The 16844-nt window shown below is 62.2% G+C and carries 16 protein-coding genes; 10 read left to right on the top strand and 6 right to left on the bottom strand.

Translation table 11 applies throughout. The features are described from left to right. Nucleotide 1 precedes the first annotated feature (1 nt). The 8 genes from AOA59_RS11995 (at nt 2) to AOA59_RS11960 (ending at nt 7771) form a co-directional block, all read left to right on the top strand. Entirely contained in the window at nt 2-1012 is a 1011-nt protein-coding gene (locus AOA59_RS11995) for a branched-chain amino acid ABC transporter permease (RefSeq protein ID WP_099487518.1), read from the top strand. After that, the gene (locus tag AOA59_RS11990) at nt 1009-1758 is read left to right on the top strand and encodes an ABC transporter ATP-binding protein (RefSeq protein WP_099487516.1); all 750 of its coding nucleotides are present in this window, start codon (nt 1009-1011) and stop codon (nt 1756-1758) included. Before AOA59_RS11995 ends, AOA59_RS11990 begins: the two co-directional genes overlap by 4 nt. Then, nucleotides 1758-2453, top strand: a complete 696-nt coding sequence (locus tag AOA59_RS11985) for an ABC transporter ATP-binding protein (RefSeq protein WP_099487514.1) — start codon at nt 1758-1760, stop codon at nt 2451-2453. Before AOA59_RS11990 ends, AOA59_RS11985 begins: the two co-directional genes overlap by 1 nt. Before the next feature lie 14 nt (nt 2454-2467). After that, nucleotides 2468-3736 carry a Zn-dependent hydrolase gene (locus AOA59_RS11980; RefSeq protein ID WP_099487512.1) on the top strand — a complete coding sequence of 423 codons (1269 nt, stop codon included), beginning with the start codon at nt 2468-2470 and terminating at the stop codon, nt 3734-3736. Continuing rightward, entirely contained in the window at nt 3733-5133 is a 1401-nt protein-coding gene (locus AOA59_RS11975) for an amidase (protein WP_099487510.1), read from the top strand. The genes AOA59_RS11980 and AOA59_RS11975 overlap by 4 nt, the downstream gene beginning before the upstream one ends. A gap of 101 nt (nt 5134-5234) precedes the next feature. Continuing rightward, nucleotides 5235-5477, top strand: coding sequence for a hypothetical protein (locus AOA59_RS11970; protein ID WP_178076260.1), 243 nt, complete (start codon nt 5235-5237; stop codon nt 5475-5477). Between the two features lie 367 nt (nt 5478-5844). Continuing rightward, nucleotides 5845-6708, top strand: a complete 864-nt coding sequence (locus AOA59_RS11965) for a LysR family transcriptional regulator (protein WP_099487508.1) — start codon at nt 5845-5847, stop codon at nt 6706-6708. 58 nt (nt 6709-6766) lie between these two features. After that, the gene (locus tag AOA59_RS11960; protein ID WP_065931190.1) at nt 6767-7771 is read left to right on the top strand and encodes a LacI family DNA-binding transcriptional regulator; all 1005 of its coding nucleotides are present in this window, start codon (nt 6767-6769) and stop codon (nt 7769-7771) included. Here AOA59_RS11960 and AOA59_RS11955 read toward each other — a convergent pair. From AOA59_RS11955 to AOA59_RS11930, 6 genes are all read right to left on the bottom strand, one after another. Further along, the gene (locus AOA59_RS11955) at nt 7768-8493 is read right to left on the bottom strand and encodes an SDR family oxidoreductase (RefSeq protein WP_099487507.1); all 726 of its coding nucleotides are present in this window, start codon (nt 8491-8493) and stop codon (nt 7768-7770) included. The two genes, AOA59_RS11960 and AOA59_RS11955, sit on opposite strands and share 4 nt — an antisense overlap. Nucleotides 8494-8630: 137 nt before the next feature. Beyond that, a complete protein-coding gene (locus AOA59_RS11950) occupies nt 8631-10163 on the bottom strand; it encodes an FGGY-family carbohydrate kinase (RefSeq protein WP_099487505.1) in 1533 nt (510 codons plus the stop codon). A 3-nt stretch (nt 10164-10166) separates the two neighbouring features. Beyond that, nucleotides 10167-11246 carry an alcohol dehydrogenase catalytic domain-containing protein gene (locus tag AOA59_RS11945; protein WP_056861332.1) on the bottom strand — a complete coding sequence of 360 codons (1080 nt, stop codon included), beginning with the start codon at nt 11244-11246 and terminating at the stop codon, nt 10167-10169. Between the two features lie 26 nt (nt 11247-11272). Next, entirely contained in the window at nt 11273-12265 is a 993-nt protein-coding gene (locus AOA59_RS11940) for an ABC transporter permease (protein ID WP_099487549.1), read from the bottom strand. Beyond that, complete coding sequence (locus tag AOA59_RS11935) at nt 12240-13739, bottom strand: sugar ABC transporter ATP-binding protein (protein WP_099487503.1); 1500 nt, start codon at nt 13737-13739, stop codon at nt 12240-12242. Before AOA59_RS11935 ends, AOA59_RS11940 begins: the two co-directional genes overlap by 26 nt. A 63-nt stretch (nt 13740-13802) precedes the next feature. Further along, complete coding sequence (locus AOA59_RS11930; protein ID WP_056861330.1) at nt 13803-14726, bottom strand: substrate-binding domain-containing protein; 924 nt, start codon at nt 14724-14726, stop codon at nt 13803-13805. 322 nt (nt 14727-15048) lie between these two features. Between AOA59_RS11930 and AOA59_RS11925 the strand changes: the two genes are divergently transcribed. Next, a complete protein-coding gene (locus tag AOA59_RS11925) occupies nt 15049-15720 on the top strand; it encodes a sterol desaturase family protein (RefSeq protein ID WP_099487501.1) in 672 nt (223 codons plus the stop codon). Nucleotides 15721-15722: 2 nt separating this feature from the next. Continuing rightward, nucleotides 15723-16823, top strand: a complete 1101-nt coding sequence (locus AOA59_RS11920; protein WP_099487499.1) for an SMP-30/gluconolactonase/LRE family protein — start codon at nt 15723-15725, stop codon at nt 16821-16823. Nucleotides 16824-16844 lie beyond the last annotated feature (21 nt).

The following is a 16844-nucleotide window of genomic DNA, read 5'->3' as shown; positions in this document are numbered from 1 at the left end:
CATGAGCGAGAAAAACCCCCTGCCGTTTGCCAAGACCCAATCCAAGGCCATGTTGCTGTGGGTGCTGGCGGTGCTGATCGGCTTGCCCTTGATTCTGCCCTCGGCGACCCTGGCCACCGAGATCCTGATCTTTGCCCTCGCCGCGCTGGCCTGCAACCTGTTGCTGGGCTACACCGGGCTGTTGTCGTTCGGCCAAGGCATCTTCTTTGGGGCCGGTGCGTATTGCGCAGCGCTGCTGATGATCCACCTGCAACTGGGCTTGTTCAGCGCATTGCTCGGCGCGGCCCTTGCCGGTGGTTTCCTGGCGTTTCTGGTCGGTGCGCTGGCGATCCGGCGCACCGGCATCTACTTCGTGATGCTCACGTTGGCGTTCAGCCAGATGGCCTACTTTGTCGCCTACACCTTGAGCGACTGGACCGGCGGCGACAACGGCCTGCTCAGCGTGCCGCGCCCGGAGATCCGTATCGGTGACACCGTGCTGCTGTCGCTGGCCGATGCCCGAGTGTTCTATGGCTTTGTCGCGGTGCTGTTCCTGCTGATCTTTATCGGCGCGCGCCGGGTGATCGCCTCGCCGTTCGGCAGCACCTTGATGGCGATCCGCGAAAACGAAACCCGCGCCTCGGCCATCGGCTATGACACGCGGCATTTCAGGATCCTGGTGTTCGTGTTGTCCGGCGCGGTCACCGGCATCGCCGGCGCGCTGTACGCCATGCTGCTGCACTTTGTGCCGCTGTCGAACATCGACCTGGCGATGTCCGAGAACATTCTGATCATGACCATCGTCGGCGGCACCGGCTCGCTGTTCGGCTCATTGCTAGGCGCAGGTTCCATCGTGCTCTTGGGGGATTTCCTCTCCGATCTGTGGCCGCGCTGGCTGATGTTGCTCGGCGTGATCCTGATCTTCGTGGTGATCTTCATGCGCGGCGGTTTGTGGGGCGGCCTCGCGTCGTTGTTCGAACGGGTACGCGGCAGCCGCAAGAGCGCCGCCGTCGCCAAGGAGGAAGGGCTATGAGCATCCTGCTGGAAACCAAGGACCTGGAACTGGCCTATGGCGCGTTCCATGCGGTCAACGGCGTCAACCTCAAGGTCGAAGCCGGCACCATTCACACCATTATCGGCCCCAACGGCGCGGGCAAGACCAGCCTGTTTCACTGCCTCACCGGCGAGCGCCAGGCCACCGCCGGAGCGATTCATTTTGACGGCAAGAACCTGATGCGCAAACCGGCACACGGCCGCGTCGGCCTGGGCATGGCGCGCTCGTTCCAGCTCACCAGCCTGTTCCAGAACCTCAGCGTGCGCGAAAACCTGCGCCTGGCCGCCCAAGGCCGCGACGGCGCGCGGGCGCTGAACTTCTGGCGTCGCGTCGACAGCAAGCGCGAGCATCTGGAGATGGCCGATCAAGTGTTGGAGCGCCTGCAACTCACCCGTCGCGCCGACACCCTGGCGGGCGAGTTGTCTCACGGCCAGCAACGGGTGCTGGAAGTCGGCATGTCGATCTGCTCCAAACCCAAACTGCTGATGCTCGACGAACCCACTTCGGGCATGGGCATCGATGACATTCCGATCATGACCCATCTGATCAGCGACCTCGGCCGCGACCACACGGTGCTGTTGATCGAACACAACATGAGCATTGTCATGTCCATCAGCCAACGCATCACCGTGATGAGTCACGGGCAGATCCTGGTGGAAGGCACGCCGGAGTTTGTGCGTGCCGATGAGCGTGTGCGTACGGCTTATCTTGGGGAGGCTGCCTGATGCTGATTGTCGAGAATATCCATTCCTACTACGACAAGAGCCATGTGCTCGAAGGCGTGTCGCTCACGGTCAATCCCGGTGAACTGGTGACGCTGCTCGGCCGTAACGGCGCCGGCAAGACCACCACGCTGCGCAGCATCCTCGGGATTATCTGCCCGAGCCAGGGCCAGATTCACTTCAATGGCCAGGCGCTGGTGGGCCAGAAGATCTTTGAGATCGCCCGTCAGGGTTTGGCGCTGGTGCCGGAGAATCGCGGGATTTTCCGCCTGCTGACCGTTGAGGAAAACCTGCGTATCGCCGTGCGCAAGACCAGCCGCTGGCAGCTTGAAGACGTGTACGGCATGTTCCCGCGCCTCAAGGAACGGCGTAAAAACGCCGGCCACGCGTTGTCCGGCGGCGAGCAACAGATGCTCGCCATCGCCCGTGCGCTGCTCAACGACCCCAAGCTGCTGATCCTCGACGAGCCCACCGAAGGCCTCGCGCCGGTGATCGTCGACGAGCTGGTGAAGATCCTGTGCAAGGTCAAGGACGACGGCCTGCCGGTGTTGCTGGTGGAGCAGAACCTGATGGTCTGCGACAAGCTTGCCGACCGCCATTACGTGCTCGAACAGGGCCGCGTGGTGTACGAGGGCAGCGCCGCTGACTTCCGCGCCGACCCGAGCATCAAGAACCGCTACCTGGCCCTGAGTGCCTGACCGGAGATTTGCACATGAATAGTTTTGCGCAACCGCTCAAGAGCAATGCCCCGCTGATCAACCGCGACCGCTTGTGGCAATCGTTGATGGACCTGGCCCAGCTTGGCGCTACGGCCAAAGGCGGCGTGTGCCGCCTGGCCCTTACCGACCTCGACCGCCAGGCCCGTGACCTATTTGTGCAATGGTGCGAGGCCGCCGGGTGCAGCGTCAGTGTCGATGCCATCGGCAATATTTTTGCGCGGCGTCCAGGGCTTGATCCGACGCTGGCGCCGGTGATGACCGGCAGCCATATCGACACGCAGCCCACCGGCGGCAAGTTCGATGGCTGCTACGGCGTGATGGCCGGGCTGGAAGTGATCCGCACCTTGAATGACCTGAATATCCAGACCCAAGCCCCCATTGAGGTGGTGGTGTGGACCAACGAAGAAGGCTCGCGCTTCCCGCCGTGCATGATGGGTTCCGGGGTGTTTGCCGGCAAGTTCGACTTGCAGGACACCCTCGACAAACTCGATGACCAGGGCCTGTCGGTAGGCGCCGAATTGCAGCGCATCGGCTACGCCGGTTCGCGCGCGGTGCTCGGCCACCCGGTCGGCGCGTATTTCGAGGCGCATATCGAGCAAGGCCCGGTGCTGGAAGACCGCGCCACCACCATCGGTGTGGTCATGGGTTGCCTCGGCCAGAAATGGTTCGACCTGACCCTTACCGGCGTCGAAGCCCACGCCGGCCCGACGCCCATGCACCTGCGCAAGGACGCCCTGGTGGGCGCCGCCGAGGTGATCAGCGCGGTCAACCGCATCGCCCATCAACAGCAACCCCACGCCTGCGGCACGGTTGGCTGTCTGAACCTGCACCCCGGTTCGCGCAATGTGATTCCAGGCCAGGTGCACATGACCATCGACCTGCGTCACCTGCAGGCCAACAAGTTGCAAGCGATGGTCGATGAAGTGCGCGGCGTGATCGAAGCCACGTCTGCCCGGCACGGCTTGACCTTTGAACTGACGCCCACTGCGGACTTTCCGCCGCTGGACTTCAACCCCGCCTGCGTCAACGCCGTGCGTGACGGTGCGCAGGCGCTGGGCTTGAGCCATATGGACATTGTCAGCGGCGCCGGGCATGACGCGATTTTTGTCGCCGAACTCGGCCCGGCCGGGATGATCTTTGTGCCGTGCGAAGGCGGCATCAGCCATAACGAAATCGAAAACGCCGCGCCGGATGACCTGGCAGCGGGCTGCGCCGTGTTGCTGCGCGCCATGGTCAACGCGGCGCAGGGAGAAGCGGCATGAGTGAGATTGGCCAACTGACGGCGGTGCAACTGCTGCAGCATTTTCGCGACAAGACCTTGTCACCGGTAGACGTCACTGAAGACGCTTTGCTGCGGATCGAGCGCTATAACCCGGTGGTGAACGCCTACTGCCATGTCGACCCGCAAGGCGCGTTGAACGCGGCGCGGGCCTCGGAACAACGTTGGCTCAAGGGCCAACCCTGCGGTGCCCTGGACGGCGTACCGGCCTCGATCAAAGACCTGACGCTGACCGTCGGCATGCCCACCCGCAAGGGTTCGCGCACCACATCTGGCGAAGGCCCGTGGGATGTGGATGCGCCCTTCTCGGCCTTTATGCGCAAGGCAGGCGCGGTGTTGCTGGGTAAAACCACCACGCCGGAATTCGGCTGGAAAGGCGTCACCGATAACCCGCTGTACGGCATCACACGCAACCCGTGGGACACGCGCACCACGGCGGGTGGTTCGTCGGGTGGCGCCGGTGCGGCGGCGGCGCTGAACCTGGGCGTGCTGCACCAGGGCAGCGATGCCGGGGGTTCAATCCGCATTCCCTGTGCGTTCACCGGTACGTTCGGCATCAAGCCAACTTTCGGGTATGTGCCGCAGTGGCCGGCCAGTTCCATGACGATTTTGTCGCACCTGGGGCCGATGACCCGCACGGTGGAAGACACGGTACTGATGCTGCAAACCGTGGCGCAACCGGATGCGCGCGATGGCCTGATCGGCGCGCCGCGCCATACGCCGTGGTTGTCGGGCGCTATGGATTTGAAGGGGTTGCGCGTGGCCTACAGCCCCACGTTCGGCTATGTGGACGTGGACCCGCAAGTGGCCAACGTGGTTGCCCAGGCGGTTGAGGGTCTGGTACAGCTGGGGGCGCATGTCGAGCAGATCGACCCAGGCTTCAGCGACCCGCTGGAGGTGTTCAGCACCTTGTGGGCAGCCGGTGCGGCGCGCCTGACGGGCTCGATGAGTGATGCGCAAAAACAATTGCTGGACCCCGGTTTGCTGCGTATTGCCCAACGCGGCCAGCAGTTGAGCCTCGGCGCTTTCAACGATGCCCTTGAAGCACGCGCGGCGTTGGTGGCGAGGATGGCGGCGTTTCATGAGCACTACGACCTATTGGTCTCGCCGATGATGCCGATTACCGCCTTCGAGGCTGGGCACAATGTGCCGCCGGGTTCTTCGATGACAGAGTGGATGGAGTGGACGCCGTTTACTTATCCGTTCAATTTGACCCAACAACCGGCGGCGTCGGTGCCCTGCGGGTTAGCGGCGAATGGCTTGCCGGTGGGCTTGCATGTGGTGGGTGCGCGGTTTGCGGATGAGCAGGTGTTGAGGGTGTGTCAGGCCTATGCCAACGCCTTCCCTACCGAACACCTTGAAGCGCCGCGCGGGCTCTGAACCGTGCATGTGCGGTGGCATCGGGCTTATAATCCGCGCTTCATTTTTTGTTGCGCGGATTGTTTCAGATGCGATTTACAAGGACTTTTCTGGCGAGTGCAGTGCTCGCCGTCTTGCCGGCCATGGTCCATGCCACAGCGTTGGACTTGAGCTACGAAGCGCCTGAGCTTGAGGCAGTGCCACACGATGCACCGGCGACGGCCAAATCGCTGTTTCCGGTTCAGACACAGGCGCCGGTGACGTTCGAGTACAAGTGCAAGGGGCCGCGTTGTCAGTATGAGGATGACCTGGAGCAGCGGCACGAAGACCAGACCACGCAAAGTTGGTCCATCGGTATTCACTAGGGTTCGGCCTGCCTTGAGCTGAAATGCAATCATCAATTGTGGGAGCGGGCTTGCTCGCGAATGCGGTGGGTCAGTCAATTCATCTATAACTGACATACCGCATTCGCGAGCAAGCCCGCTCCCACATTTAAACCGAGTTGCATCAGGTAGATAGGCTTTTGCTTTGCACTTGATCTGGCTTTTGATCTGAGCCGCCCCGTCAACCACGATGGCCGCACTCCGGCTTGAATCCGTGGGCCGTCGCGATGGGCCATCCTTGGCCCAGCGCGGCTAACCCGGCGTATACACCCAGCACCCCAACAAACCCACACACCCTAGTTCCAAGCACATTCCATTACACTGTCCCCCATTCATCCCCGGGGGCTTCATGGACATCGAACTGGCACGCACTTTCCTCGAAATCACCCGCTGCGGCAGCCTGGCCGCGGCTGCCGAGAAACTGCACGTCACCCAGACCGCCATCACCGCACGGGTCAAAAGCCTGGAGAGCCAGTTGGGCAGTACGCTGTTTGTGCGCAACCGCGCAGGCGCCAGGCTGACCGCCGATGGCGAGGCGTTTGTGGTGTACGCCAACCAATTGCTGCAAACCTGGGAAGCCGCCAAGCGCGACCTGCCGCTGCCCGATGGCTACCGCAATGTGCTGCATATTGGCGGCGAAGTCAGCCTGTGCAACCCATTGATGCTCGGCTGGGCCAAGGCCTTGCGCGAACAGATCCCCGGCCATGCGCTGCGCACCGAAGTGCGTGAGGGTGAATACCTGTTACGCCAACTGGAACTGGGCGTACTCGATGCCGCGCTGGTATTCCAGCCGCAATACTGGCCGGGCCTGCAGGTCGAACAAGTGCTGGAAGAAAAACTGATCCTGGTGCAGTTAACCAGCAAACCCGCCCCTTACGTGTATATCGACTGGGGCCAGGGCTTTCGCCAGCAACACGACGCCGCGCTGCCCGACAAGGCCCGTGCCGCGCTGAGTTTCAACCTCGGGCCGCTGGCCTTGCAGTACATCCTGGAGAACGGCGGCGCCGGGTACTTTCGCACGCGGGTGGTGCAAAGCTACCTGGACAGCGGCGTCATGCAGCGCGTCCCGAAAGCGCCGGAATTCAGCTTCCCGACCTATCTGGTCTACTCACGGGCGCGGGATTCGGCGGTACTGCAGCAGGCGCTGGGGCTGCTGCGCGAAGTGGTCAAGGTCGAAAGCGACTGGTCACAACGCTGGGACCCGCTGATTTGAATCACCCTACGCCCGCGCGCATGCTAGCCTGCGGATGTTTCCCAGCGCAGCCTTACCGATGAACAAGAAAAAGTCCGTCACCATCAGCGACATCGCCAAACGGGTGGGCATGACCACCATCACGGTGTCCCGCGCACTGAGCAAGCCCGACCTGGTCAAGCCCGCCACCCTGGCGCGCATTCTCGAGGTCGCGCGTGAGCTGGACTACGTGCCCAATGCCTTCGCACGCGGGCTCAAGCGCAGTGAGAGCCTGATCATCGGCGTGATCACTGCGTCGGTCGACAACCCGTTTTACAGTGAGATGATCAAGGCGATTTCCCGCGAGGCGAAAAAGCACGGCTACACCATCATGCTGGTGGACACCGATGAGCTGGAAGAGCTCGAAAGCAAAGCCGTCGATACTCTGCTGGGCTATCGCGTGGCGGGCATCATCTTGTCGCCGGTCTCCGACGAGCCCAGCTACCAACCCGACTACCTGGAGCGCCTGGGCAACGGCAAAACCCCGGTGGTGCTGCTCGACCGCACGCTCCACGACAGCCCATTCAGCCGCGTGGTGCTCGACAACTACCACAGCGGCATCCAGGCCGCGCACTACCTGTTGCGCCAGACACCCGACCTTAAACGTCTGCTGGTACTGACCGGCCCGGAGCATTCACGTATCACCGTGGAACGCCTCAAGGGCCTGCGCGAAGTGCTGGCTGAGCACCCCCATATTCAGGTCGAAGTGCAGGCCGGCGACTACACGCTGATGCCGTCTTACCTGCACACCCTCGATTACCTGGCCGAGCAGGCCGCGCCCGATGCGATCATGGGTTTTAACCAGCTGATCACCCTCGGCGCCCTGCGTGCCTTGCGCATGCACAACATCGCCCACGACAGCCTGACCATCTGCGGCATCGACCGCCTGCCCTTCGCCGATATCTTCGGCGTGCCGATCGCCTGCGTGGCCCATGACGCCTCACTCGCCGGCAGCAGCGCGGTACGCCTGCTGCTTGACCGCTTGCAGGACCCGCACAAGCCACGGGACAAAGTGGTGATCGCCGGCGTGCTGGAAAACGGCTAGCGGCTGGTGTAGCCCCCATCGATCGGCAGGCTCACGCCGCTGATCATGCTGGCGGCATCGCTGAGCAGGAACAGCACCGGCAGCGCGACTTCCACGGTTTGTGCGAAACGCCCCAGCGGAATGGCCGCCAGCGCCGGGTCGCGTTTGGCCGGGTCAGACCAGGCCTTGGTCGCCATGGGCGTGAGTGTGACCGTGGGGTTGACGCTGTTCACACGAATGCCAAAGCGCCCCCACTCGGCGCACTGCACGCGGGTGATCGCGTCCAGTGCGGCCTTGGACGCGCAGTAGCCGAGGTGATCGTCCAGCGCCACCAGCGAGGCCTGGCTTGAGACATTGACGATGCTGCCGGAGATATTGGCTTCGATCATTTTTGCCGCCACTCGGCTGGCGACTTGTGCGGCGGCGCGGGCGTTGACCTGCATGACCTGATCGAACGCCTGCGCACTGATGGCAGCGGCGGGTTCCAGGCGTGAGATGCCGGCGCAGTTGACCAGGCCATGCAGTGGCGGCAAGTCGGCCAGGGCTTTATCCAGGCCGATGCTGTCGGCGATATCCACGCATAAGCTGTTGCAGCCCAGCTGTGCCAAGGCTTGCGCGTCGCGGCCGAGGGCGAACACCTCGGCACCGGCGGCAATCAGCTGTTGAGCGATTTCGCGACCGATGCCGCTGCTGGCGCCGGTGACGAGGATGCGCTGGCGGGTGAAGTTGAAGGTGGTGGTCATGGTCACTTCTCGATAAACAATGAAGATCCCTGTGGGAGCTGGCTTGCCTGCGAAAACGGTGGGTCAGTCAGCTCATTTTTCACTGATACACCGCTATCGCAGGCAAGCCGGCTCCCACATTTTTGATCTGTGTTGAGTCAGTTGGTTTGCAGGCTGTGCATGATCGGTTTGAGGGCTGGATACAGCTTCAAGTACTCGGCAAACGCCCGGTCATACGTCATGACATTCTCGCGTTTGGGCTGCGCCCGCAGTTCCAACTGCACCCAGCCTTTGTCCATCTGGTCATCACTCACCAACCCCACCGTATGCGCCGCCAGCAACGCCGCGCCCAAGGCCGCTTCCACCTCCTGCACGATGGTGTAAACCGGGTAGCGGGTGACATCGGCAATAATCTGCATCCACAAATCCGAATGGCTCGCGCCGCCCACCACAATCAAGCGTGGGTCCAGTGAATGTGCGCCCTGGGTACCGGCTTCAATGTTGTGGCGCAGGGCAAAACTCACGCCCTCAAGCACCGCGCGGTACAGGTGAATACGGCTGTGGTACAGGTTCAGCCCGACGAAACTGCCACTGGCGCGGTCATCCCACACCGGGCTGCGTTCGCCCATCAGGTACGGCAAAAACAACAAACCTTCGCTGCCCGCCGGCACCTGGGTGGCGCTCTGTTCCAGCAACACCAGGCTGTCCTGGCCGCTGGCCTGGGCCTGCTGTTCTTCGGCCTGGCAGAACTGCTCGCGAAACCAGCTGACCGACGCCCCGGCGGTGATCGCGCCGCCAAAGATGTACAGGTCCCGACGGCCGTTGTAGACATGCGGCATGCTCACTAACCCGTGGTGTGCGTCCACGTGCTGGTTCAAGTAACCCCAGCACATGCTGGTACCGATCATCGCCACATGGTTGCCCGGCTGCGTAACACCCGCCGCCAGCGTCGCCATGGCTGCATCCACACCGCCGGCCAGGATTGGCGTACCGGCCTGCAAGCCCAGGCGCGTGGCCCAGCTTTCGAGCAAACCGCCCACCACCTCACCGGAATACACCAATCGCTCGGGCATCATGGCCTGTGGAATGCCCAGTGCATCGAGCATCTCGGCGGACCAGCCGCGCGCTTTCACGTCGTAAACCCCACCGATATTGCCGGCGCTGCTATGGTCCACCGCCAATTCGCCGGTAAGGCACCAGTTGATATAGCTGTTGGACGGCAGCAGGTAGCGCGTGTCAGCCCACACCTGCGGCTGATGCTGCTTGAGCCAGAGCATCTTGGTGAAGCCGTAGTAGCTGTCCACCGAGTTGCCGGTGATTTCGAACAAGCGCTCCAGATCCAGGTGCTCACGCACCCACGCCACCTGCTCGCCCGCGCGGCGGTCCATCCAGATCAGGCACGGGTGCAGCGGCGTCATCTGCGCGTCCACGGCAATCCCCGAACCGCCGTACAGGCTGCTGATGCACAGCGCCTTGACCTGCCCGGCCGCCACGCCGGACTTGGCCATGCACTGCGCCACACACGCCTCCACCGCCTCCAGCCACACCTGCGGCCATTGCTCGGCCCAGCGCACTTTCGGGGTATCGACGCGATACCCCTGGCTGTGCTGGGCAATGATCGTACCTTGACCATCCACCAGCAGCGCCTTGGTGCTCTGGGTTCCTATATCGACACCCATTACGTAGTTCATAGATCAAATCACCGGCTTCAACAGCACCTTGATCGATTTGGTTGAGTTGGCCAACGCGAAGGCCTCGGCAAAATCATCCAGCGGGAAGTCATGGGTCACGATGCCCTTGGACGTCACCAGGCCGCGCTCGAACAGGTCGATAGCGATCGGGTAGCAATACGGGCCCAGATGCGCGCCGCGCACGTCCAGCTCCTTGCGGTCGCCGATGATCGACCAGTCGACGCTGGTTTCGGCGCCAAACACACTGAACTCGACAAACCGCCCGAGCTTGCGGATAAGGTCCAGGCCTTGGGTCACGCCCGCCGGCACGCCGGTGGTTTCGATGTACACGTCGCAGCCATAGTTATCGGTGAGGCCGTTGATGATCTCGCGGGCATTGTCGCGGGACGGGTTGATCACCACGTCGGCGCCGAACTGCTTGGCCAGTTCCAGGCGCTCGTCGACCATGTCGATCACCACCAGTTTTTTCGGGGTTTTCAGCGCGGCGACCTGAACCATGCACAGCCCCAGCGTCCCGGCACCGGCGATCACCACCACGTCGTCGAGCTGGATTTCGCCACGGTTGACGGTGTGGATCGAACACGCCATCGGCTCCACCAGCGCCGAGTCTTCCAGCGACACCGACTCAGGAATCTTGTGCACGATGGCGGTCTTGGGAATGCGCATGTACTGGGCCATGCCGCCTTCGGCGACTTCACGCTGGAAGCCGAAGATGTTGTGCACTTCGCACATCCAGTACTTGCCCGACTTGCAGAAGCGGCATTTGCCGCACGGCACGATCTGCTCGGCGATCACCTTGTCGCCCACCGCCACTTCAAAGTGCTCGCCGGCGCCCTCGCCCACTTCTTCCACGTAGCCGAAAAACTCGTGGCCCGGCACCACCGGCGCCTTGACCCACGGGTTGTCGCCGCCCCAGAACATCGCCGCGCCGGAGTGGCACTTGCAGTCACTGGCGCAGATGCCGCAGGCGGCAATGCGGATCACCAGTTCATTGGGGCGCGCCTTGGGTTTGCCGATGCGCTCCAGGCGGTAGTCTTTGGGGCCGTGGCAGACGACGGCTTGCATCTCGGTGTGCTTGTCCATGTGTTCGGTCCTTTCTTGTCAGGTGTTTATTTATGGCGCTGACGGCTGATGAAAATCGCCAGCAAAATGATCCCGCCCTTGATCACGCTCTGGACGTAGGGCGAGACCCCGAGCATGTTCAAACCGTTATTGAGTACGCCCAGCAGCATGGCGCCGAGCAAGGTGCCGACAATCACCCCGCGCCCGCCGGCAATCGACGCACCGCCGAGTACCACGGCCGCAATCGCATCCAGCTCGAACGACACACCGGCATTCGGCTGGCCGCTCATCAAGCGTGAGGTGAGCACCAGCCCGGCAATCGCTGCGGTCAGGCCGCTGATGCCGTACACCAGCAACTTGAAGCGCGCCGCCCGCACGCCCGACAAACGCACCGCTTCTTCATTGCCGCCGATGGCATAGATGTAGCGGCCGATGCGCGTGTGTTGCAGCAACACATAGGCGGCAAAGTAGGTGACCAGCATGATCAGGATCGGCACGTCGACGCCGAACAGGCTCTGGCGGCCGAAGAAACCGAACCACTCCGGCAATCCCGAAATCGGGTAGCCGTCGGTGTACATCAGGCCCAGGCCACGGGCGATGCCCATGGTCGCCAGGGTGACGATGATCGGCGGCATGTGCAGGTAGGCGACGAACACGCCATTGCCGATGCCGAAGGCCACACCGATCAGCAGGCCGGCGCCAATCGCCAGGCCCGGCGGGAGGCCCGCGACCATAAGGCCTGCGGTCAAGGTGCCCGACAGCGCCATCACCGGCCCCACCGACAGGTCGATGCCACCGGTGAGAATCACGCAGGTCATGCCCACCGCGATAATCGCGTTGATCGACACCTGGCGCGCAATGTTCGACAGGTTGCTGGTGGTGAGGAAGTTATCGCTGGCGAAGATCATCACCAGGGTCACCACCACCAACCCCACAAAGGGATAAAACGCCGGCGAGCGCACCAGCCGCGCCAGGTTCAGGCGCAGTCGGCTGGTGTCGCCGGTATTAATGGACCTATTCACTTGAGCCCCCTGTTGCATGGCGCATGACCTCTTGTGGGTTGACGGCGGCCGCTTCCAGCAGCTTGACGATGGCGCCCTTGTGAAACACGGCGACGCGGTCGCACATGCCGATGACTTCGGGCAGTTCGGAAGAAATCATGATGATCGCGTAGCCTTGTTCGGTAAGGCTGCGCATCAGGGCGTAGATCTGCGCCTTGGCGCCAACGTCGATGCCGCGTGTGGGTTCGTCGAACACCAGCACGTCGCAGTGGTGGTTGATCCAGCGTGCGATCACGACCTTTTGCTGGTTGCCGCCGCTGAGGTTGAACACCCGGCTTTCGCCGCTGGGCGCCTTGATCGACAGCTGGCGCATCAGCGCGTCGACGCTCGCGCATTCCTTGGCCTTGTCGATCAGGCCCGAGGCGTTCTGGTACTTGGGCAGGTTGTTCAGGGAGATGTTTTCGCGAATGCTGAAATCGGTGATCAGCCCTTCGCTCTTGCGGCTTTCCGGCAGCAGGCCGATGCCGTGGGCCAGAGCCTGCGCCGGGTCATCGAGGGTGACTTTCTCGCCGCGCAACCACACGTCTTTGCTCACCGACGGCAGCGCGCCCATCATGCCCAGCGCCAGCTCGGTACGACCGGAGCCGACCAGCCCGGCAAAGCCGAGGATCTCGCCCTTGTGCAGCTGGAAGCTGTTGTGCGGGCCATTGCGTACCAACTGGATGTCCTTGACCTCCAGCAACAGCGGGCCACGGTCTTTCGTGGGTTTGGGTGGAAAACTGTTTTCCAGGCGCCGGCCGACCATCATTTCGACGAGCCGGTCGATATCACTGTCGGCCACATCGGTCACGCCGACGTTACCGCCATCGCGCAATACGCTGATGCGGTCGCACACCTGGAAAATCTCCTCCAGGTGGTGAGAGATAAAAATCACCGCCACGCCCTGGCGCTTGAGTTCGCGCATGATCTCGAACAGCAACTCGGCTTCACTGGGCGTAAGGGTGGCGGTCGGTTCATCGAGTACCAACAGGCGCGCATCCAGGGCCAGGGCCTTGGCGATTTCGACAAATTGCTGCTCGGCCACGCTCAGGTGCTTGACCGCGCATTGCAGGTCGATGCTCACACCGAGGCGCTTGAACAAGGCTTCGCTGGCTTCGACCATTTCGCGCTTGCGCAGCAGGCCGAAGCGGTTGCTGAGTTCATGGCCGAGGAAAATGTTTTCCACCGCCGTGAGATAGGGAATCAGGCTGAATTCCTGGAACACGATGCCGATACCGGCGGCGATCGCGTCGCGGTAAGTGGCAAACTTTTGCGCCTGGCCATCAATCAAAATCTGCCCTTCATCCTGATGCTCGACGCCGCCGAGGATCTTCATCAGGGTCGACTTGCCCGCGCCATTTTCACCCAGCAACGCATGGATTTCGCCGCGCTCGACCTGCAGGTTGATGGACTTGAGGGCCTGTACGCCCGGGTAGCGCTTACAGATATTTTCCAGCTTCAGAAGACTGCTCATACCGCCGACCTCGTATTCAGAAGGAGACCTCAAGCCCCACGGTTCACGTGGGGCCGGGGCGATTTACCAGCTGAAATCCTTGGCCTTGGCCTGGTCGATCAAAGTGATGTCGACGGGAATGGTGGCCGGTACTTGCGAGCCCCACTTCTTGGCCAGGGCGATGCCCAGGGCCAGGCGGATCTGGTCGCGCGGGTATTGCGCAGAGGTGGCGATGAACTTGCTGCCGGGCTTCTGGATCGCCTTGATGGCTTCCGGCGCGCCGTCGACGCTGACCAGTTTCACGTCCAGGCCGCTGGCTTCGATGGCCGACAGGGCGCCGAGGGAGCCGTTGTCATTCACGCTGAAAATACCCTTGAGACCCGGCTGGGCCTGCAGCATGTTTTCGGTGACGGTCAGCGCCTGGTCACGTTCCTGCTTGCCGTTCTGGATACTGACAATCTTGATGTCCGGGTGCTTGGCCACCGCCTCTTTGCAGCCGCGCACACGCTCAAGGATCGGCACCACGGCGATGCCGTCGAGGATCGCGATATTACCTTTGTCGCCGATGTTCTTGGCCAGGTATTCGCAGGCCTGGAAGCCGGCGTCGAAGTTTTTCGAACCGACGAAGGAGTCCAACGGGCCGTCGGCCTGGGCGTCCACTGCGACCACGACTACACCCGCAGCGTGGGCAGATTTGACCGCCGATTGCACGCCGACCGAGTCGGTGGGGTTGATCAGCAGGATATCGATGCCTTTTTGCAGCATGTCTTCGACATCGCTGACCTGCTTGGACACGTCATGGCGGGCATCGGTGATGATCAGCTTCGCACCGATAGTCGCGCCGGCTTCTTCCAGGGCGTTTTTCATAGTGACGAAATAGGGGTTGTTGATTTCCTGGAAGGAGGCGCCGATGCGGATCGGTTTGGCGGCGTCGGCAAAGGCTGTAGTGGTGGCGCCGAGGGTGATGCTGACAGCCAGTAAACACAGGGTTTTCGGGAGCATTTTCATGGCGTGGTTCTCTGTTTTGTTTTTATTTTTAGAGCAAATGTTATCGTTAACATTTTGCGAGAAGCTAACAAGTAAATGGGGGCTGTGCAAGCCCCCGTTGGTCGCCCGCGGTTCAAGTGTGGGAGCTGGCTTGCCTGCGATAGCATCTACTCGCTCTACCTGACACACCGAGGTGTCTGCATCGCAGGCAAGCCAGCTCCCACAAAAGCCTGTTTCCACACAAGCCAGCTCCCACACTTGAACCGCGTACTGCGCAAAAACTCGCACTATTGCGCGTAACAACTAAGCTCAGGCTCCAACAAAAAAACCAGAGCTTGCCGCCATGGCCCATCCTACCGAGACCTTCCGCGCCCGCTACCGCGCCGCCGTGAGCGCCCGTTACAACCCCTGGCTGCACGCCGGTTTCGTGCTCGGCTACGGCATCATCTGCATCGCCCTGGCCTGGTCCTCCACCGCGCACATCACCGCGCGCCAGTGGCTGACCGTGCCGCTGACGCTGGTGTTCTTCAACCTGTGCATCTACCTCGTACACCGCCACCTCGGCCATCACAAACACAGCCTGGCCCGGCTGTTCTATGCGCGCCACACAGGTGACCACCACAGTTTTTTCACCCCCGGCCACATGACCTACGACAGCCCCCGAGACTGGCGCGTGATTCTGTTCCCTGCCTGGCTGATCGTGCTGCACAGCCTGGCGATCACCCTGCCCGCGTGGTGGCTGCTCAAACAATTGAGCCCCAACGTCGCCGGGCTGTTTGCCGGGTGCATGATCCTTGGGTATTTACTTTACGAAGTGTTTCACGCCTGCGAACACCTGCCCGCCGAGCACCCGGTGGCGCGCCTGCCATGGATTCGCCAGATGCATCAGTTGCACGCCCTGCACCATCGCCGTGAGCTGATGCAGGGGCGCAATTTCAATATCGTCCTACCGCTGATGGATTACCTGTTCGGCACCCTGCACTGGGAACCGAACGCCCACGACAACCAGGAATAGTCATGAGTACCCGTCCCAAAAAATTGCGCCACTTGCTGTTCGTACTGCTGCTTGCAGTCATCGCTTTTCTGCTGCTGATGCCGACCAAAGTGCAACCGGTGAACTGGTCGCCGCCCAAAGCGCCCTCGGTAAAAGACGGCGCCTACGCCGAGAACCAGCGGCTCAAGGGCATTGAAAAAATCGGCGCCCAGGACATCGCCGGCCCCGAAGCCTTGCTGCTCGACCCCCAGGGTTTTCTGATCAGCGGCTTGCAGGACGGGCGCATCATCCGCACCTCGCCAAACAGCCACACCCTGGAGGTGCTCGCCAACACGGGCGGCCGCCCCCTGGGGCTGGCGTTGCACCCCGATGGGCGCTTGATCATTGCCGATGGGGTCAAGGGGTTGCTTGCCTTGGATGCCAACCGTCAACTCAAACTGTTGAGCAGCAGCGCTGACGGCGTGCCCTTTGGTCTCACCGACGATGTGACCGTCGACGCCGGCGGGCACTATGCCTACTTCAGCGACGCATCGAGCCGCTGGGGCTACGGCCAGGACGGCACAGCGGTGATCGAGCATGGCGGCGACGGCCGGTTGCTGCGCTATGACTTCAGCAACGGCCGCACCGAGGTGTTACTGGACCGGCTGCAATTTGCCAATGGCGTGGCCCTGGGCCCGAATGAAAACTACGTACTGGTGAATGAAACCGGCGCCTACCGCATCAGCCGTTACTGGCTTAAGGGCGAGCGCAGCGGCACCCATGACCTGTTTATCGACAACCTGCCGGGCCTGCCGGACAACCTCAGTTTCAAAGGGCGCGATCGCTTCTGGGTCGCCCTGTATTCGCCACGCAACCCGTTGCTTGACGGTTTCGCCGGCTACCCACTGTTACGCAAAGTGATGGTGCGCGCACTGATGGTGGTGCCCAAGCCCATCGAGCGCAAAGCCTTTGTGCTGGGGCTGGACACCGATGGCAAGGTCATCGCCAACTTGCAGGATGGCAGTGCGGGCAATTACTCGCCGGTCACTACCGCACGCGAATACGGCGACTGGTTGTACCTGGGCTCGCTCACGAGCACCAGCATGGCGCGCCTGCCGTTGAAGCTGGCGCTGGCCGGCGAATAACAAAAAGGGGCAGCCTGTTCA

Origin of the sequence: Pseudomonas sp. 2822-15, from assembly GCF_002742515.1 — a bacterium.
Lineage (GTDB): Bacteria > Pseudomonadota > Gammaproteobacteria > Pseudomonadales > Pseudomonadaceae > Aquipseudomonas > Aquipseudomonas salomonii.
Note: the sequence above shows the minus strand (reverse complement) of the source record. Positions and strands in the feature narration are given on the sequence as shown.